Annotated in this window: 13 protein-coding genes; 7 read left to right on the top strand and 6 right to left on the bottom strand. The window is 69.9% G+C overall.

The genetic code is table 11. The features are described from left to right. Window positions 1-42: 42 nt before the first annotated feature. The 3 genes from cysP to cysW all read left to right on the top strand — a co-directional run bounded on the left by cysP (window position 43) and on the right by cysW (window position 2,840). Window positions 43-1,056 carry a thiosulfate ABC transporter substrate-binding protein CysP gene (cysP, locus tag CAL29_RS00845; RefSeq protein ID WP_094851127.1) on the top strand — a complete coding sequence of 338 codons (1,014 nt, stop codon included), beginning with the start codon at window positions 43-45 and terminating at the stop codon, window positions 1,054-1,056. 109 nt (window positions 1,057-1,165) lie between these two features. Beyond that, the gene (cysT, locus tag CAL29_RS00840) at window positions 1,166-1,999 is read left to right on the top strand and encodes a sulfate ABC transporter permease subunit CysT (RefSeq protein WP_094851126.1); all 834 of its coding nucleotides are present in this window, start codon (window positions 1,166-1,168) and stop codon (window positions 1,997-1,999) included. Between the two features lie 13 nt (window positions 2,000-2,012). Beyond that, window positions 2,013-2,840, top strand: a complete 828-nt coding sequence (gene cysW, locus CAL29_RS00835; protein ID WP_094851125.1) for a sulfate ABC transporter permease subunit CysW — start codon at window positions 2,013-2,015, stop codon at window positions 2,838-2,840. 30 nt (window positions 2,841-2,870) lie between these two features. Here the strand turns inward: cysW and CAL29_RS00830 are convergent, their stop codons facing one another. Continuing rightward, window positions 2,871-3,371, bottom strand: a complete 501-nt coding sequence (locus CAL29_RS00830) for a DUF2127 domain-containing protein (RefSeq protein WP_094851124.1) — start codon at window positions 3,369-3,371, stop codon at window positions 2,871-2,873. Between the two features lie 132 nt (window positions 3,372-3,503). On the opposite strand from CAL29_RS00830, the gene CAL29_RS00825 reads away from it, so the two are divergent. The 3 genes from CAL29_RS00825 to CAL29_RS00815 all read left to right on the top strand — a co-directional run bounded on the left by CAL29_RS00825 (window position 3,504) and on the right by CAL29_RS00815 (window position 6,604). Continuing rightward, complete coding sequence (locus CAL29_RS00825) at window positions 3,504-3,986, top strand: YajQ family cyclic di-GMP-binding protein (RefSeq protein ID WP_094851123.1); 483 nt, start codon at window positions 3,504-3,506, stop codon at window positions 3,984-3,986. 125 nt (window positions 3,987-4,111) lie between these two features. Beyond that, complete coding sequence (locus CAL29_RS00820; protein ID WP_094851122.1) at window positions 4,112-4,441, top strand: DHCW motif cupin fold protein; 330 nt, start codon at window positions 4,112-4,114, stop codon at window positions 4,439-4,441. A gap of 150 nt (window positions 4,442-4,591) precedes the next feature. Then, window positions 4,592-6,604 (top strand): hybrid sensor histidine kinase/response regulator, encoded by a 2,013-nt coding sequence (locus CAL29_RS00815; RefSeq protein ID WP_094851121.1) that lies wholly within the window; start codon window positions 4,592-4,594, stop codon window positions 6,602-6,604. Here CAL29_RS00815 and CAL29_RS00810 read toward each other — a convergent pair. Next, complete coding sequence (locus CAL29_RS00810; protein ID WP_094851120.1) at window positions 6,556-7,848, bottom strand: D-amino acid dehydrogenase; 1,293 nt, start codon at window positions 7,846-7,848, stop codon at window positions 6,556-6,558. The genes CAL29_RS00815 and CAL29_RS00810 overlap by 49 nt on opposite strands. A gap of 135 nt (window positions 7,849-7,983) precedes the next feature. On the opposite strand from CAL29_RS00810, the gene CAL29_RS00805 reads away from it, so the two are divergent. Further along, window positions 7,984-8,451, top strand: a complete 468-nt coding sequence (locus CAL29_RS00805; RefSeq protein WP_094851119.1) for a winged helix-turn-helix transcriptional regulator — start codon at window positions 7,984-7,986, stop codon at window positions 8,449-8,451. On the opposite strand, the gene recD is transcribed toward CAL29_RS00805, so the two are convergent. From recD to CAL29_RS00785, 4 genes are read right to left on the bottom strand one after another with little or no spacing between them, the layout of a single operon-like run. Beyond that, the gene (gene recD, locus CAL29_RS00800) at window positions 8,417-10,681 is read right to left on the bottom strand and encodes an exodeoxyribonuclease V subunit alpha (RefSeq protein WP_094851118.1); all 2,265 of its coding nucleotides are present in this window, start codon (window positions 10,679-10,681) and stop codon (window positions 8,417-8,419) included. The genes CAL29_RS00805 and recD overlap by 35 nt on opposite strands. Beyond that, a complete protein-coding gene (gene recB, locus CAL29_RS00795; RefSeq protein WP_094851117.1) occupies window positions 10,678-14,649 on the bottom strand; it encodes an exodeoxyribonuclease V subunit beta in 3,972 nt (1,323 codons plus the stop codon). Before recB ends, recD begins: the two co-directional genes overlap by 4 nt. Beyond that, a complete protein-coding gene (gene recC / locus CAL29_RS00790) occupies window positions 14,636-18,511 on the bottom strand; it encodes an exodeoxyribonuclease V subunit gamma (RefSeq protein WP_094851116.1) in 3,876 nt (1,291 codons plus the stop codon). The genes recB and recC overlap by 14 nt, the downstream gene beginning before the upstream one ends. 15 nt (window positions 18,512-18,526) lie before the next feature. Beyond that, the gene (locus tag CAL29_RS00785) at window positions 18,527-18,967 is read right to left on the bottom strand and encodes a hypothetical protein (RefSeq protein WP_143277577.1); all 441 of its coding nucleotides are present in this window, start codon (window positions 18,965-18,967) and stop codon (window positions 18,527-18,529) included. Window positions 18,968-19,072 lie beyond the last annotated feature (105 nt).

Below are 19,072 nucleotides of genomic sequence, written 5' to 3'. Positions count from 1 at the left end.
CGCCGCGGCGCTGCCGGACCACCCCGTTTCGCGGAGCCTTCCTTGATCAGCCGTCTTTTCGCCGCCTCTTTCGCCGCCGCCTCCCTGCTCGCGGGCGCGGCCGCCCAGGCCCAGCAGCAGCAAGTCCTGCTGAACTCCTCCTACGACATCTCGCGCGAACTGTTCGCCGCCATCAATCCCAAGTTCGAGGAAAGCTGGAACAAGAGCAACGATACGAAGGTCAAGATCGAGCAATCGTTCGGCGGCACGTCGCGCCAGGCCCAGTCCATCATCCAGGGCCTGAAGGCCGACGTGGTGACGTTCAACCAGGTGCCGGACGTCGACATCCTGGCCCAGCGCGGCCTGGTCGACAAGAACTGGCAGCAGCGCTTCCCCGACAACAGCTCGCCGTACTACAGCACCATCGCCTTCCTGGTCCGCAAGGGCAATCCCAAGCACATCAAGACCTGGGACGACCTGGTGCGCGACGACGTGAAGGTGGTGTTCCCGAACCCCAAGACCTCGGGTAACGCCCGCTATACCTACCTGGCCGCCTGGCTCTACGCCAACGAGAAGTTCAAGGGCGACGACGCCAAGACCCGCGCCTTCGTCGGCAAGCTGCTGCACAACGTCGAAAGCTTCCCCACCGGCGGCCGCGGCGCCACGGTGGCCTTCGCCCAGAACAACCAGGGCGACGCCGTGCTGACGTTCGAGTCCGAGGTCAACAACATCGCCAAGAGCGACGAGTTCAAGGCCCAGGGCTTCGAGGTCGTGGTCCCGCCCGTCAGCGTGCTGGCCGAGTTCCCGGTCGCCATCGTGTCCAAGGTCGCCAAGGAAAAGGGCACGGAAAAGCTGGCGGAAACCTATCTGAAGTTCCAGTACACCCCGGAAATCCAGGCGCTGCTGGCCAGTTTCTACTACCGCGTGCGCGATCCGCAGGTGGCGAAGGCCAACGCCGCGCTGTTCCCGGAAGTCCACCTGATCAACCCGACGGACGTGCTGGGAACCTGGGACAACATCACGAAGGTACACTTCTCGGCCAACGGCGTGCTGGACCAGTTGCTGGCGGGCAAATAAGCGCGCCGCCCGGTCCGGCGCTTACCGGTCCGGGCTCATCGTCCTTGCCCGCCATCCGTGCCGGCCGCCTCATGGCGGCCATTCGGCTTTTATCCACAAACCAGGCCCAATGCCGAAATTCTTCCTGCAAAAACCCACGCTGCCCGGCTTCGGCCTGAGCTTCGGCGTGAGCAGCCTGTATATCTCGCTGGTCATCCTCTTTCCCATCGCGGCGCTCTTCGCCTATGCCGGCGAGATGAGCCTGGCGCAGTACTGGCGCGCCATCACGGACCCGCGCGTGCTGGCCAGCTACCGCGTCACGCTGGAAGGGGCGGCCATTTCCACCCTGGTGGTGCTGGTGTTCGGCCTGCTGCTGGCCTGGATACTGGAACGCTACCGCTTTCCCGGCCGGCTGTTCCTGGACGCGCTGGTGGACCTGCCCTTCGCCCTGCCGACCGCCGTGGCCGGCCTGACCCTGTCGGTGCTGCTGGCGCCGGGCGGCTGGGTCGGGCAATGGTTCGCGCCCTACAAGATCAGCTACGCCTTTCCCGGCCTGACGATCGCCATGATCTTCACCAGCCTGCCCTTCGTGGTGCGCTCGGTGCAGCCGGTGCTGGCCGAAATCGGCCCCGAATACGAGGAGGCCGCCCATACGCTGGGCGCCACCGACCGCCAGACCTTCTGGCGCGTGCTGCTGCCGGCCCTGGTGCCGGCGCTGTTCACCGGCGCCTCGCAAGCCTTCATCCGCAGCCTGGGCGAATTCGGCGCGGTGGTGATGATCGCCGGCAATATCCCGCTGAAGACGGAGATCACCTCGCTGATGATCTTCGTCCGCCTGTCCGAATTCGACTATCCGGCCGCCTCCGCCATCGCCACCGTGGTGCTGGCGGCGTCGCTGCTGCTGCTGTTCACCCTGCAGGTCTTGCAAGGCCGCCTGCTGCCCTGGCAGCGGCCGGGCCGCTGAGGACACCGAGAAGATGCGCAAACCCAAGAACTGGCGTCAATGGACGCTCATCGCCATCGGCGTGGCGGGCGCCGCCCTGCTGCTCCTGCTGCCGCTGCTGCTGATCTTCGCCCGCGCCCTCTCGGGCGGCTGGTCCATGCTGGTCGAGAACCTGGTGGACAGCGACATGCAGCACGCCATCCTCCTTACCCTGCTGGCCGCCGTGCTGACGGTGCCGATCAACATCGTCTTCGGCATCCTGCTGGCGTGGTGCGTCACGCATTACGAATTCCGCGGCCGCGCCGTCCTGACCACGCTGATCGACATCCCCTACGCCACCTCGCCGGTGGTGGCGGGCCTGTGCTACCTGGTGGTCTACGGCGCGGAAAGCGCCATCGGCGGCTGGCTGGGCCAGCACGACGTGCAGTTGATGTTCGCCTGGCCCGGCATCGTCATGGTGACGGTCTTCGTGACCTCGCCCTTCGTCGCGCGCATCCTCATCCCCCTGATGCAGACGCAGGGCAGCGACGAGGAATACGCCGCGCTGACGCTGGGCGCGCACGGCTGGCAGATCTTCCGCCACATCACGCTGCCCAACATCAAGTGGGCGCTGCTGTACGGCACCGTCATCACGAATGCCCGCGCCGTCGGGGAATTCGGCGCCGTTTCCGTGGTGTCGGGGGCGATCCGCGGCAAGACGGTGACCCTGCCGCTGCTGATCGAACAGCTCAACGACGACTACAAGACCGTGGGCGCCTTCACCGCCGCGGCCCTGCTGGCCTGCATGGCCCTGGTGACGCTGGTGGTCAAGACCGCCATGGAGTGGAGCCAGCGGGTGGAAGTGCGCGGCCGCACGCATTGAGCGGCGCGGGGGCGGCGCGCCGTCCCCGGTTCAGGCGCGCGCCGGCGCGGCGCGGCGCCGCCACAACTGCGACCCCAGGAAGACCACGATGAGCACGTTGGCCACCACCACCGCGGCGGCGAAGGCGGACGGCGCGTGCAGCAGGTGGCGCACCTCGAAGGGGATGTAGATGGCGCCGGAGAGCGCCCCCAGCCATTCGCCCCAGACGTGGTCGTGCCAGAGGCCATAAGCCTCGATCAGGCGCAGCACGACGTAGGCGGCGGCCAGCCCGACCAGCAGGCGCACGCTGGTGTCCTGCAGGACGTCGGCGTAATGGAGCAGCGTTCGCGGATAGCGGCCGCCGGGATCCAGCCCGAAGTGGCCGATGAAATCGATGACCATCTTGCGCAGGTCGTGGTGCAGCAGGCTCAGCAGGCCGATGCTGGCCGCGAGCGCCCCCACCCCCTTGAGGGCCTCGAACAGGGCGATGGTGCGCTGCGCGCGCCGCCTGATCGCGACCTCTTTCGGCTGCGGCGGATGGCCTGGATGCATGGGTGTTCCTCCTGCTGGCATGGGGAGTTAGCATAACGCGATCGCGGCCGGCGCCCGGGCGTGGGAAAATCATGCCTGCCCCGCTGGCCAGCGCGCCGGCCCGCACGCTTCATCATTGCACAGGACACCATCATGCCTTCTTTTGACGTCGTTTCCGAAGTCAACAAACACGAATTGAGCAATGCCGTCGACCAGGCCAACCGTGAACTGTCGACCCGCTTCGATTTCAAGGGCACCGACGCCAAGTACGAACTCGAGGAATTCGTCATCACCCAGGTCGCGCCGTCCGAGTTCCAGCTCAAGCAGATGCTGGACATCCTGCGCGGCCGGTTGACCGCGCGCGGCATCGACCCGCGCTGCATCGACGCCGCCGACGCCAACGTCAACCTGGGCGGCGCGCGCCAGAAGATCACGCTGAAGCAAGGCATCGAGCAGGCCGTTTCCAAGAAGCTGATCGCCGCCATCAAGGCCGCCAAGCTCAAGGTGGATACGCAGATCAACGGCGACAAGCTGCGCGTGACCGGCAAGAAGCGCGACGACCTGCAGGCGGCCATCCAGTTGTTGAAAAAGACGGACGTGGACCTGCCGCTGCAGTTCGATAATTTCCGCGACTGATCCGCGCGGCGCGGCGCGCGGACCGGAAGGCACGGCCGCGGTGCACAACGAAGCGCGCCACGCAAGCCCGAGAACGAACCACCCACGCCGCCTCCCCCCGGCCGGCACACCAGAGCGAAGCCAGCATGCAGATCAGCAACATCCCCTTCGGCACCACGGACTGGTCCGCCATCGAACCCACCCGGCATGCCGGCGACACCGGCCACGCGCTGTGGCGCACGCGCCAGTTCGGCGACATCCGCGTGCGCATGGTCGAATACACGCCCGGCTACCTGGCCGACCACTGGTGCAGCAAAGGCCACATCCTGCTGTGCCTGGAAGGGCAACTGGATACGGAACTGGAGGACGGCCGCCGTTTCACGCTACTGCCGGGCATGAGCTACCAGGTGGCCGACCAGGCGGAGGCGCATCGCTCGTCGACCGGCATCGGGGCCAGGCTGTTCATCGTCGATTGACGGCCGCGGACGCGGCGGGCGGGCGTTGCGGCGCGCGTTGCAAGGTGCGTTGCATTTACTCGCTCGTTTTACCGGGCGCGGCAGGGAAACGCCTGCGATTTGCGCTAGACTTTCCCCGGCGTATGCTCGCCCGCTCCAGACCATAAGACAATGACCTCAACCGTCCCCGCGACGCACGCCTCCGTCCTGCAAATCGGCGACGACCGGCGCACCGCCCTGCTCGTCGCCGCCATTCGCGACTATGCGATCTACCTGCTCGACGCGGAAGGCTACGTCAGTAGCTGGAATCCCGGCGCGGAACGCTTCAAGGGCTATACGGCCGAGGAAATCATCGGCCAGCACTTTTCCCGCTTCTATACCGAGGAAGACCGCGCCAGCGGCGTGCCCGCCCAGGCCCTGCGCACCGCCGCCGAGCACGGCAGTTTCGAGGCCGAGGGCTGGCGCGTGCGCAAGGACGGCAGCCGCTTCTGGTGCAGCGTGGTCATCGATCCGGTGCGGGCCCCGGACGGCGGCATCATCGGCTACGCCAAGGTCACGCGCGACATCAGCGACAAGAAGGTGGTGCGCGACGCGCTCTACGCCAGCGAACAGCGCTTCCGCCTGCTGGTGCAGGGCGTGCGCGACTACGCCATCTACATGCTCGACCGCGACGGCTGTATTTCCAACTGGAATACCGGCGCCCAGGCCATCAAGGGCTATGCCGAGGAAGAAGTGATCGGCCGCCACTTTTCCATGTTCTATACGGAAGAGGACAGGGAACGCGGCGACCCCTGGCAGGCGCTGGAAACCGCCCGCACCCAGGGCCGGTACCAGCATGAAGGCTGGCGCGTGCGCAAGGACGGCCGGCGCTTCTGGGCCATGGTGGTCATCGACCGCATCCATGACGAGAACGGCGAATTCCTGGGCTACGCCAAGATCACCCGCGACGTGACGGAACGGCGCGAGGCCCAACTGGAACTGGATCGCAGCCGCGATGCCCTGAGCCAGGCGCAGAAGATGGAAGCCATCGGCCGTCTCACCGGCGGCGTGGCGCACGATTTCAACAACCTGCTGACGGTCATCCGCTCGTCGGCCGAGCTGCTGCGCCGCCCGGACCTGGCGCCCGAGAAGCGCGACCGCTTCCTGGCGGCGATCGTCGACACGGCCACGCGCGCCAGCGAACTGACCCGCCAGTTGCTGGCCTTCGCCCGCAAGCAGCCGCTGCGGCCGGAGACCTTCGACGTGGCCAGCCGCCTGCTGGGCATGGAACACCTGATCCTGACGTCCGTGGGTTCGCCGGTGCGAGTGGAGTTCGACCTGCCGGAAGGGCTGGACCGCATACGCGCCGATCCCAGCCAGTTCGAGACCGCCGTGCTGAACATGGTCATCAACGCGCGCGACGCCATGCCGCGCGGCGGCATGCTGCGCATCGCCGCGCGCAATACCGACGAGCTGCCGGCGGTGCGCAACCATGCCGGCGCCCGGGGCGCCTTCGTCGCGGTGTCGGTGTCGGACACCGGCAGCGGCATCCCGCCCGAGTTGCTGTCGCGCATCTTCGAGCCTTTCTTCACCACCAAGACGGTGAACCGGGGCACCGGCCTGGGACTGAGCCAGGCCTACGGCTTCGCCAAGCAGTCCGGCGGCGAACTGGCCGTGCAGACGGAATTGGGCGTGGGCACGACGTTCACCCTGTATTTCCCGCGATCCGAATCGGGCTCGGGATCGTTCCTGCCCCTCGCTCCGGCGAATGTGGAGGCCAGCGAACCGCCCCTGGTGGCGCGCAAGGTCCTGCTGGTGGAAGACAACGAGGCCGTGGGCGGCTTCGCCAGCAGCCTGTTCGCCGAGCTGGGCGTGGAGGTCATCTGGGTCACGGACGGCCGCAGCGCGCTCGATATGCTGGCCAGGCGCGACGGCGCGTTCGACCTGGTGTTCTCGGACGTGGTCATGCCCGGCATGAGCGGCCTGGAACTGGGCGCCGCCATCCGCCAGCGCTGGCCGGCCCTGCGGGTGGTGCTGACCAGCGGCTACAGCCACGTGCTGGCCGAAGAAGGCGTGCACGACTTCGAACTGCTGGAAAAACCCTATTCCACCTCCGCCCTGCTCACTGTGCTGCAAGGGCAGCCGGTGGCGGCGAATCAGGCCGGCGCCGCGGTCGCCGCCGGCGCGTTCCGGGACAAGCCGTAGCGCGAGATATCCAGGCCGGACAGGGAAATCTCCGGCGGCTGGCCGGTGACGATATCCGACAGCAGCTTGCCCGAGCCGCAGGACATGGTCCAGCCCAGGGTGCCGTGGCCGGTGTTCAGGAAAAGGTTGCGGAAGGGCGTGGCGCCGACCACGGGCGTGCTGTCGGGCGTCATCGGCCGCAAGCCGGTCCAGAATTCGGCGCGCGCCACGTCGCCGCTGTCCGGGAAGAGGTCGTTGACCACCAATTCCAGGGTGGCGCGCCGGCGCGGATTCAGGCGCAGGTCGAAACCGCCCAGTTCGGCCATCCCGCCCACGCGGATGCGATCGTCGAAGCGCGTGACGGCGACCTTGTAGGTTTCGTCCAGCACGGTCGAGACCGGCGCCTTGTCGGCATGGGTAATGGGGATGGTCAGCGAGTAGCCCTTGACCGGATAGACCGGCAGCCGGATGCCCAAGGGCTTGAGCAGGCGCGGGCTATAGCTGCCGAGGGCGACCACGTAGTTGTCCGCCTCGAGCACCTCGTCGCCGACCCGGACGCCGACGATGCGGCCGTCGCGGGCCTCGATGGCGCGGACGTCGGCGTTGTAGCGGAACCGGACGCCCTGGCGCGCGGCGATCTCCGCCAGCCGGACGGTGAACAGGCGGCAATCGCCGGTCTCGTCGTTGGGCAGGCGCAGGCCGCCGGCCAGGCGGTCCGCGGTGCCCGCCAGCGCCGGTTCCACGCGCCGCAGGTCGGCGGCGCCCAGCAGTTCGTAGGGCACCCGGTTTTCCTCCAGCACGGCGATGTCGCGGCGCGCGGCCTGCATCTGCGCCTCGGTGCGGAACAACTGCAAGGTGCCGCCGGTGCGCTGTTCGTACTGGATGCCGGTGTCCTGGCGCAGCGCGCGCAGGCAGTCGCGGCTGTATTCGGCCAGGCGCAGCATGCGCTCCTTATTGATGGCGTAGCGCTCGGGCGAACAGTTGGACAGCATGGCGCCCATCCAGCGCAACTGGTCCAGCGTCCAGTCCGGGCGGATGGCCAGGGGCGCATGGCGCTGGAACATCCACTTCAGGGCCTTGAGCGGAATGCCGGGCGCGGCCCAGGGCGTCGAATAGCCGGGAGACACCTGGCCCGCGTTGCCGTAGCTGGTTTCCTGGGCCGGGCCGGACTGGCGATCCACCAGCGTCACGGACGCGCCCAGTCGCGACAAATAATAAGCCGTGGAGGTACCTATGACACCGCCGCCGAGAACCAGGACACGCATCGCCGATAACCATCAAGAAGAGGGAGGAGAAGTAGCTAGTCTAAGCACACCTCGGGAGTGTATTTCACTGAAATTCAGCCTTGGAATAGGTAAGATCCAGGGTGCCGCCCCTCCTTTCACGCCCTGGATAGTGAAATGCGCGAACTCGACCGCACCGACCTCAAAATCCTCGACATCCTGCAGCGGTCGGGCCGCCTGTCCATGACCGAACTGGCCGAGCAGGTGGGGCTGTCGGCCACCCCCTGCACCGAGCGCGTGCGCCGGCTGGAACGCGAGGGCGTCATCACGGGTTACTACGCGCGGGTGAATCCGCGCGCGCTGGGCAAGGGCCTGCTGGTGTTCCTGGAGATCAAGCTGTCGGCCAAGTCCGGCGACGTCTTCGAGAAAGTGCGCAAGGAACTGATGCACATCCCGGAGGTGATGGAGTGCCACCTGGTCTCGGGCGATTTCGACTACCTGGTCAAGGCGCGCCTGAGCGAAATGACGGCCTACCGCCACCTGCTGGGGGAAATGCTGCGGCGCCTGCCCAATTCGGCCGAGTCGCGCAGCTATGTGGTGATGGAGGAGATCAAGGAAAGCCTGTACCTGGCGCCGGATCGCTGACGGCCGGGCCGGCGCCGGCCTCGCCGTCCGCGCGTTCGGGGAACAGGCCGCTGGCGCGGCGCACCTGGCGCACGATGCCCTGCTCCAGCACCGCCTCGCCGCCCGGGCTGAGCAGGGTCAGGCGGCGCCGCGCGCGGGTGATGCCGGTGTAGAGCAGTTCGCGCGTGAGGATGGGACCGGGGCGTTCCGGCAGCACCACCACGGCGTGCTCGAATTCCGAGCCCTGGGACTTGTGCACTGTCAGCGCGTAGACGGTCTCCACCGATTGCAGCCGGCTGGGGGGTACCCATTTGATGCGGCCGCTGCCGTCGCTGCTCATGAAGGCCACGCGCAGGACCGCGGCCGGCGCTTGCGGGTCGCCGCCGCCTTGCGGGTCCGCGTCCATGTGCGGGCCGGCCCCCAGGGCGTGGGCGTCGGCGCCGGGCACCGGCAGCGTGATGCCGATGTCGCCGTTCATCAGGCCCAGGGCGTAGTCGTTGTGGGTGACCAGCACCGGCCTGCCGGCGTACCAGCCGTCGGGCTGGGCGATCAGCCCCTGTTCGAACAGCAGGGCCGCCACGCGCCGGTTCAGGCCGGCGACGCCCCACTCTCCATTGCGCAAGGTCGCCAGTAATTGGAAGCGCTGGTGCTGCTTCAGGATGGCGGCGGCCCATGCGTCCAGGGTGCGGGGATCCGTGTCGGCCGGGCCCTGGCGGATGATGGCCAGGTAGTCGGCGTAGCCTTCGGAAAGGGGCGCGGCCGTGTCCTCGTCGCGGCCGTGCAGCGCCAGGGCCGGGAAGGCGCGTTCGCAGGCCGCGCCGACCAGCTTGCGCACGCCGTCGGCCGGCGCTTGCCAGAACATCCGAGCGGCCGCGACGTCGCCCTCGTTCACCGCCGCGGCCAGCCGGCCGATGCCGCTGTCGGCGGCGAAGCGGTGGCTGTGCCGCAACATGACCACGGCCTGGTCCAGGGCCGCGCCCTGGTCGTCCAGCCGCGCCGGCGGCAGCCGCTGGCCGCTGACCTGCGCCAGCCAGTCGCGGGTGGCCGGCGTGTAGCGGCCTTCGCGCGCGTGCACGCAGAGATCGGCCAGCACCGCGCCGGCCTCCACCGAGGCAAGCTGGTCCTGGTCGCCCAGCAGGATGAGGCGGCCGGCGGGCGGCAAGGCGTCCAGCACGGCGGCCATGGTCTCCAGGTCCACCATGGAGGCCTCGTCGACGACCAGCACGTCCAGCCCCAGGCGATTGTCGCGGTCGTGGCGGAAGCGGCGGGTGCCGGGGCGGCTGCCCAGCAGGCGATGCAGGGTGCTCACCTTGGTGGGGATGGCGGCGCGCACGGCGCCGGCGCGCGGCAGGCCATCCAGCGCCGCCAGGCGTTGCACCGCGCCGGAAATCGACTCGCTGAGCCGGGCCGCGGCCTTGCCCGTGGGCGCGGCCAGGCGGATGCGCAGCGGCTCGCCCGGACCGTCGAGCGCCAGCGCTTGCAGCACGGCCAGGACCTTGACCACGGTCGTGGTCTTGCCGGTGCCGGGTCCGCCCGTGATGATGGTCAGGGCGCTGCCGGCGGCCGTGGCGCAGGCGACTTTCTGCCAGTCCACGCCGTCCTCGCCCGCTTGCGCGTCGGCGAACAGCGCGTCCAGGTAGCCGCGCAGGCTCGCGGTGGGCAATGCCGCCTGCAATGCGGCATTGCGTTGCAGGCGCTGGGTGATGCCCTGCTTGATGTCCTGTTCGTATTGCCAGCAGCGCCGCAGGTAGAGGCGCGGGCGGGCGCCGCCGGCCAGCACCAGCGGCGTGCGGCCGGGGCCGTTGCCCACCAGGCGCGGATCGTCCAGCGCCGCCAGCCAGTCGCGCAGCGTCAGTTGCTCCAGCAACTGGGCGGGATAGAAGGCCGGCGGCAGTTCGCGCGGCGCGGCCGGCGCATCTTCGGGCGGCAGCGCCAGGGTGACGGCGGGGTCTTCCAGCGCCGCCGCCAGGTCCAGGCAGGCGTGGCCATGGCCCAGTTGATGGCTGGCCAGCACCGCCGCCAGGATCAGGCGCGGAGACGCGTCGGGGATTTCGCGCCAGAGGAAATCGGCGAACACCACGTCGAGCCGGCGCAGCCAGCGCCGTCCGACCCAGTCCTCCAGCGTCGCCCGCAACCTGGCCGCATCGTCCAACGGGGCGGCGGCGCCGCGGCGGCGGCCACCCGCGCGCGCGGGAGATGCCAGCGCGCCGGCTCCGGCAGCGAAAACGCCTGAGGGCGGAGTTGCGCTCATGCGGCCTCCCTTGCGGCATGCGCGCCGCCGTCGCCATGGCCGGCGAACAGGGCGTCCAGGGCTTCGATCAGCGCGCGCGGGGGGCGGTCGACATATACGCCGCCGCCCGGCGCATGGCTGCCGCGCAGGAACAGATAGACGGCGCCGCCGATGTGGCGGTCGTAGTCGTAGTCCGGCAGGCGAGCGCGCAGCAGGCGGTGCAGCGCCAGCAGATAGAGCACGTATTGCAGTTCGTAGCGGTGGCCGAGGATGGCGCCGAGCATGGCGCCGGCATCGTAGGCCGCGTCATCCGGACCGAGGCGGTTGGACTTGTAGTCGGCCACGTAATAGCGCCCCTCGTATTCGAAGACCAGGTCGATGAAACCCTTGAGCATGCCGTTCAGGCGGGCGGGCGCCAGCGCGGCGCGACGATGGCGCGGATGCACGTGCGCGCATACCAGCCGGTCGATGCGGGTGGCCGGAACGTCATGCGCGGCGAACCAGAACTCCATCTCCGATACGCAGGCGCGCGGATCGAGGTCGGCCAAGGCGACCGGTCCGGGCCCACCCGGCCGCGCGGAAGACGGGCGGTCCGCGGCCGGCTCGCCGCCTTCCGTGCGGCCATCGTCCTCCCCGGGCATGGCCGGCAAGGCAAGCGGCAGGCGCAGGAAATGCCGCAGCCAATCGGACAAGGGCGCGGCCCATTCGTCCCAGCCGCGTTCCTCGCAGCGCCGCGCCACCGCCGCCTGCAAGGCATCGGCGTCGGCGGCCGCCTGGCCGAAACCCTGGGCGGCCGCCCATTCGAGCAGTTCATGGAAAAACGTCCCGGCTTCGGCGCCGGCGGGGAAACCGTGCAGCGGGCCGGCATTGCCCAGGCTCAACTGCATGGCCGCGTCGCCCCGGCCCGTCGCGGCGGTCTCCGCCCCGGATGCCGCCGCGATGGAGGACATCTCGTCGGCGTCCGGCAAGGGACCGGCCGACGCTTCCTCCATGTAGACGTCATCGGCGGCCGTGGCGGGCTCTTCCCGCGGCGCGTCCTCGACGGTGCGCAAGGCCGAGTAGCTGGCCACCCACCAATGTTCCCGCACGCCGCGCGACATCTCGCGGGCCCGCCCGTCCGCCGCGGCGATGCCGGCGGCGCGGTAGACGGCGTCGGATTCGACCGGCGCGGGCGCCACGGCGATGTGCGGATGGCCGTCGCGCCATTCATCCAGCACGGCGCCGAAAGCCGCCGCATCCAGCGGCCGGCCCTGCGCCAGCAGATAGCCCAGCGCGCTGGCCTGCGCGTTGGCGACAGGCGCGCAACCCAGCCAGGTGGCATAGCGCGCGCGGGTGAGCGCGACGTAGAGCTTGCGCAGGTCCTCGCCCAGGCGCTCGCGGTCGGCGCGCGCCCGCGCGCCTTCGTCCGGCTCCAGCGTGACGCGCAAATCGCCGTCGGCGTCATGCCAGGCCAGGGGCAGATCGTCCACGCCCACGGGCCGGAAGGCCATGGCGAAGGGCAGGAACACCAGGGGATATTCCAGGCCCTTGGATTTGTGGACCGTCACGATGCGCAGCAAGTCGGCGTCGCTTTCCAGCCGTATGGTCAGGGCGTCGTTGTCCTGGCCCTCGGCGGCGGCCGCGCGCATTTCCGCGAGATGGCGCAGCAAGGCGTGCTCGCCCTCCAACTGCACGCTGGCTTGCTGCAACAGTTCGGCGATGTGCAGCAGGTCCGTCAGTATCCGTTCGCCGGCGGTGGCATCGGCCGCGCCGCCGGCGCGCTGCCGGGCCGGCACGTCGAAGTCGTCCAGCAGGCGCCGCAGCATGGGCAGCACGCCCAGCACGCGCCAGTCGCGGCCGTAGCCGCGGAACTGGTCGACGCGGCGGTCCCATTCCCATTCGTCGCTGTTCAGGCGGTCCAGGGCCTCCCATGACAGGCCCAGCGTCGGCGTGGCCAGCGCCGCGCGCAGCAGGCGGGGATCGTCCGGCTCGGCGCAGGCGCGCAGCCAGTGCTCGATGTCGGCGGCCTGCGCGCTCCGGTAGACGGACTGATTCTCCGAGAGGTAGACGCTGCGCACGCCGCGCTGCGCCAAGGCCCGGCGCATGATCTGCGCCTCGCGGCCGCTGTTGACCAGCACGGCCATGTCCGCGGGGCGCAGGGGGCGTGGGGCGTCGCCGCGCTTATCCTCGTCCACGAAACCGGCGCGGCCTTGGCGGCCCAGGGTCATGAGGCGCGCGATCTCGCCGGCGCAGGCGGCGGCCATCTGTTCGCGATACGCGCCGACGCCCACCGGCGCGCCGTCCTCGCCGCCGGCCAGCCACCAGGCCGTGAGGGCCGGCGCATCGCCGCCCTCGACCATCAGGCGGTCGGCGCGGCCACGGGCCAGCGCGCCGGTGAAAGGCACCGGATTGCCGCGCGGCGTGCGGAACAGGAAAGCCCCTTCGCCTTCCGGATGGCGCTCCGCCACTTCGAAACAATGATTGGCCGCCGACACCATCGCGTGGGTCGACCGGTAATTGGTCTTCAGCGCGTACAGCCGTCCGTCCACGGCCGCGCGGGCGCGCAGGTAGGTGTAGATATCCGCGCCGCGGAAACCGTAGATGGCCTGCTTGGGATCGCCGATCAGGATCAGGGCGCAGTCCGCCGGCTGCTCGGCCAGCCGGTAGACCGCGTCGAAGATGCGGTACTGCACGGGATCGGTGTCCTGGAACTCGTCGATCAGCGCGACGGGGAACTGCCGCCGCATGGCCGCCGCCAGCGCCGTGCCGTTGGGGCCGGCCAGGGCGCGATCGAGCTGCCCCAGCAGGTCGTCGAAATCCATCTGCGCGCGGCGCGCCTGCTCCTGCGCATAGCGGCGCCGCATCCAGGCGGCGGCGTGCTTCAGGATGTCGTTGCGCGCCGACGGGAGCGCCAGCACCTGTTCGCGCAGCTCGGCCAGGGCCGCGCATGCGGGATGGTCGGGCGGCTGCCCCTTCCAGGCCTCCTCCATGCCCGCCGGGGACAGGCGCTGCCAGGCGGTGTCGGACAGTTCGGGCAGCGAGCGCTCGGGGTCTTCGCACCAGGCCTGCAAGGTATCCAGCCAGCCCTGGTAATAGCGCGCCTGGAACTTGCGGCCGTCCACCTTTTTGGCGGCCACGCCGGCGTCGAAGATTTCCCGCAGTTCGGTCAGCCACGTGGGCCACGCGGCCTTCAGCGCGGCGAGTTTGCGCGTGCGCTCGCCTCGCGCCGTAGCCAGAAGCGCGGCCGGCTCGGCCAGCGCCTCTTCACGCTGGGCGGCGGCCCCGGGCGAAGACGGATCCGTCGCCGCGTCGCCGGAAGCCGAGGCGTCCGCCGCGTCCAGGACGCCTTCCAATTGCGGGGCATACCTGAACAGGCGCGCCGCGTCTTCGCGCAAGGCGTCCGGGTCGGCCCACCAGGCGCGCAGTTCGCGCGCGCCGGTGCTGTCCAGGCCGGCGATGAAGACGCGCCAGTAGTCGCGCGCCGCTTCGGCCAGCAAGGGGGCGCTGTTCTGCTCCAGCGTCTGCTGGAACAGGCTGTCGCTGTCGAAGGCGTGTTCGCGCAGCATGCGGTTGCACCAGCCGTGGATGGTGGACACGGCGGCCTCGTCCATCCATTCCACCGCCAATTGCAGCTTGCGCGCGCAGGCGCCCCGGGTCTCGGGCGGGTACTCGTCGCGCAGGTCGTACAGAACGTCGCCGGTGGGGGCCGCATCGGCATCCTCCGGGTCCGTCAGGAAGACGCGCGCCGCGTCGGCCAGGCGGGTGCGGATGCGGTCGCGCAGTTCCTGCGTGGCGGCGTCCGTGAAGGTGACCACCAGGATCTCGGGCGGCGTCAGGGGCCGGCCCAGTCCCTCGTCGCCACCATGGCCCAGCACCAGGCGCACGTACAGCGTGGCGATGGTGTAGGTCTTGCCGGTGCCGGCGCTGGCCTCGATCAGGCGGCTGCCGCGCAGCGGGAAGCGCAACACGTCGAGATCGACAGGGAGGGTATCGCGCTCAGGCCGGATCATCGCTGCCTCCGGCGGAATCGCGGCCTCTGTTCCCGCGTTTGCCTTCCGCTTTGCCGCCCGGCTTGGTGTCCGCGTAGAGGGCGGCCCGCATGGGGCGCAGGAGGGCCCGCGCCAGCGCCTGGAATTCGCCGCCGCGCGTCAGGGCCGTGAAATCGGGATAGACCGCTTGCAGGTAGGCGCTGCGGTCCACTTCCCCTTCCACCATGGCCGCGCCTTCGTATACCTTGCGCGCCTGCTGCCAGGCGGTGGCGCGGGCGCCGGTCAGCGCCGCCGGCGGCACGTCGTCGGCCGGATCGCGCGCGATGCCCGGCACGATCGCTTCCCCATCCTGCGGGGCCGCCGCCACGGCGCCCTGGTCGGCGTCCTCCGGCAAGCGGGTCAACCATTCGAACGCCGCGCCCACGGCCAACGGCAAGGGCCGCCGCATGCCGGTTTCCCACGCCGCCAGCCACAGCGTCAGCCACGCGCGCGCGCGCGCCGGCGCGACGGGGGCGAACTCGATATCGCCCGCCTTGCTGATGACCATGGTGGTAACCGGCTGGCCGCTCAATTGCGCCGCGACGTGGGCGACCCAGTGCGCCACCACCTTGTCCGCGCGGTAGCGGCCCTTGGGGATCAGGCTGCTGCTTTCCAGGACCAGCCGGCACCGCTCGCCCTGGGCGTTGGCGCGCAGGCCGCCCAGGTAATCTTCCAGGGCCAGGCCGGAGCCGCCCATGGAGGTGGCATCGATGAGCGCGCCGGAAACGGCGGAGGCACCAGCCCCGGCGCCCCCCCCAAGCGCATCAAGCGCACCAGTATCTTCGGAATGGGCGGAAGCGGCGAAGCCGGCGGAAATGCCGAAGCGCACCGCCAGTTCGCCGCCCACCGGCTCGGGCCAGCGGGCCAGGGCGGCGGCATAGCGTTCCATCATTTCGTCCAGCGGCGCGGCGAGATCGGCCGCGGCCAACTCGCCGAAGGCGCCGGCCGGCAGTTCGCCGGCCCGCATGCAGGCGGCCAGCACGTCGTCGCGCGCGGGCGCCGGCCCCTCGCCCGCCTGCAGGGCGCGCGCCTGGGCCTTGATCAACCTGTCCTGCAACTGCCACTGCTCCAGCGCGTCGGGCGCGAAAGGCTCGATGTCCTCGGCGACGACGTCCTCGGCGGAAAAGCTGACCTGCAGGCGCTGGCGGAAGAAGGCCTCCACGGGCGCCTTCAGGAAATCGGCCAGCTCGCGCAAGGACAGCGGCTCTTCCCGCACGACGGGCGGCAAGAGCCGCAGGCCCTGCGCCGCGCCCGGGCCGCCCGCCTGCCCGACCGCCGGCGCATCGCCAACGCCGCGCGCCCATTCCTTCGCATATGTGAACAGGGGCGAGCGCCGCGGATCGGGCGCAAAATAATCCGGACTGAAGGGCTGCAGGCGATGCTCCACGGTCAGGGCCGCCGCGACGCCGCCGTCCCCCGTATTCCCATCGCCGGCCTCGCTGCCGGCCAGGCGCCACCCCGCATCCAGGTGGTCGCGCAACTGGCCCACCAGCACCGACGGCGGGCGCGTCGTATTGTCGCGCACGCTGCGGCCGACCCACGACACGTACAAGCGGTCGCGCGCCGACAGCAGCGCCTCGAGGAACAGATAGCGGTCGTCCTCGCGGCGCGAGCGGTCGCCCGGCCGGTAGTCGCGTCCCATCAGATCGAAATCCATGGGGATGCGCACCCGCGGATAATCGCCGTCGTTCATGCCCAGCAGGCACACGTGGCGGAAGGGAATCGCGCGCATCGGCATCAAGGTGGCGAAGGTCACCGCGCCGCCGAAGAAGCGCTGCGTCAGCCCGCCTTCGTCCATGGCCGACAGCCAGTGCTCGCCGACCACCGACAGCGGCAGGGGCTCGGTCACATGGGCTTCCTCGCAGATCTCCAGCCAGGTCTGCAACTGGCCGCGCAACTGGCGCAACACCAGGCCGTCGGCGCTGTCGTCCTCGTCGAAGAATGCCAGCAGCAGGCCGCGCAGGCGCTCGCCCCAGCGTTCCGGACTGGCCGGCTCCGCCAGCTCGCGCCACCAGCCTTCCAGCGCGCCCACCAGCTCGGCCAGGTTGCCCAGCAGGGCGGCGTCCAGGCCGCCGACGTCGCCATACGGTTCGATGCCCTGCCAATCGCCGCCGCGCGCGCCCACCGCATACCCCAGCAGGACGCGCCGCAAGCCGAACAGCCAGGTATTGGGCGCGGCCGCCGTGGCCGAGCCGGGCAAGCCCAGCGAGCGGCGCTGCTCGTCATGCAGGCCCCAGCGGATATTGGCGCCGCGCATCCAGTTGTGCAGCAGCGGCAACTGGTCTTCCTCAATACCGTAGCGGCGGCGCAGCGCCGGCACTTCCAGCAGGTCCATGAGGTCGCTGACGGCGAAGCGGGCATAGGGCAACTGCAGCAAATGCTCCAGCGCGTGCAGCAGCGGATCGACGTGGCGCTTGCCGCGGTCGGCCAGGGTGTAGGGAATGGCGCGCCTGTCGTCGGCGGCGTACAGGCCGAAGACGGCCTGCACGTGCGGCGCATAGGCCTCGATGTCCGGCACCATCACGATGACGTCGCGCGCCCGCAGCGACGGATCCTCGTCGAACGCGGCCAGCAACTGGTCGTGCAGGATCTCCACCTCGCGCTGGCGGCTGTGCGCGACGTGAAAGCGGATGGACATATCCCGCGCCGCATCGACCTCTGGCCAACGCGCGCGGCTTTCATGCAGGGGGCGCAGGTCTCGGATGTCGTCCTGCAATTGCCGCAGCAGCGCGGCGTCGCCGGTATCCAGCGATTGGAACAGGTCCAGCCGCTGCGTGTAGTCGCCGTAGCGGGCCAGGAAGGCCTCGCGGGCATGGCGGTCGTCGTGCTCGTCCAGCAGGCCGATAAAGTCGCGCCCCTGCTTGCCCCAGGCCGCCAGCAGCGGATGGGCATGCAGGTGCAAGGCGTCCTCGCCGATGGCGTCCGGCGCGCCCGCGCGCCGCGCCTGCCGCGCATGGCTGGCGCGCAGCAGGTCCTTGCCTTCGATGATGTCGGCCCAATAGTGTTCGCAGGGGTTGTGCACGCACATCAGCACCTGGGTCCAGCGCGCCAGCACCGCGAGCACTTCCAGGGACTGGCGCGGCAGCGTCGAGATGCCGAACACCACGATGCGGCGCGGCAGGCCGGCCGGCGCCGCGTCGCCCAGTTGCGCGGCGCGGCGCATGAAGGCCTCGTGCACGGCGGCACGGCCGTCGGAGGAAGGCGCGGCATAGGCGGCCCCGCCGCCGTCGCCCTCGCGCCCCTGCGCCAGCACGTCGTCCAGCAGCGCGCGCCACAAGGCGGCCTGCCAGCGCTGGGTGTCCGGCAGCGCGCGCGGCGGGCCGCCGTCGCGCGGCAGGACGTCCTGGCCCTTGGCCCAGGCATCCAGCCAGTCGGCGCGATAGACCTGGTATTGGTCGAACAGGTCGGCCAGGCGCTCGGCCAACTGGTAACGCTTGCGGCAATCGTCGTCGCGGCGCAGGAACCGTTGCAAGGGCGCGTAGACCGGCTGCGCCATCACCTGCGGCAGCAGGCGCAGCAGGCGCCACATCAGGCGCGGCTTGTCGAAGGGGGAAACCTCGGGCACCGCCTGCGCGCCCAGCACGATGCGGTAGGCGCGCCACAGAAAGCGCGAAGGCAGCAGGAAATCCAGCCCCGCCGCGATGCCGCTGCCGCCGTCGGCCGCATCCGCCGCCAGCGCCAGTTTCAGCCATTGGGCGATGCCGCTGCTCTGCACCAGCACCACTTCCTGTTCCAGCGGCCCCAGCGGATGGCGGTCCAGCCAGCCGACCAGCACGTCTCGCAGCGACTCGGACAAGTTGCTGTGGATGACGATCAGGCCGGACGGCAGCGGCGAAAGGGGCATGCGGAACCGATAGGATCAGCGGCGCACGACGGTGACGCTGGCGCCTTTGTCGACCGGCACGAACAGGCCGTTGTCGAAGAAGAAACCCTGGATCCGGTCGCTGGAGACCACCATCATGGCTTCCCGCGCGCCGTTCACGAGCAGGGGCGCTCCGGTCTGGCGGAACACGTCGCCCTGGGGAATCGCGCCGACCTGGCTCCATACCGAATCGGCCGCGATCTGGACCTTGCCCACCTTCTCCACGTCATAGGACAGCGGCCGATGGATCCGGACCAGGGCGGCGGACGATGCGTTGGACAGCGCCACGTAGGAATCCTTGACGTTCTCCGTCGAGGAGCATCCCGCCAACAGGGACAGGGCCAGCGCGGCCGCGCACATCCCCCTTCCGCCCAGACCCCGGAAAGCCGGCCGCCGCGCGGCCGTTTCCTCTCGTTCCCGCATCCATGCCAAATTCATGCCGCCTCCTTTGCGCGATTTCGGACTGGGCCGAGTATACGAGGGGAACCGGCGCGGTCCCGGTAAGCACATTGCGAAAAATCTTTACCAAGTCGCAGGCCATAC

The organism is Bordetella genomosp. 10 (assembly GCF_002261225.1).
Lineage (GTDB): Bacteria > Pseudomonadota > Gammaproteobacteria > Burkholderiales > Burkholderiaceae_B > Bordetella_C.
Note: the sequence above shows the minus strand (reverse complement) of the source record. Positions and strands in the feature narration are given on the sequence as shown.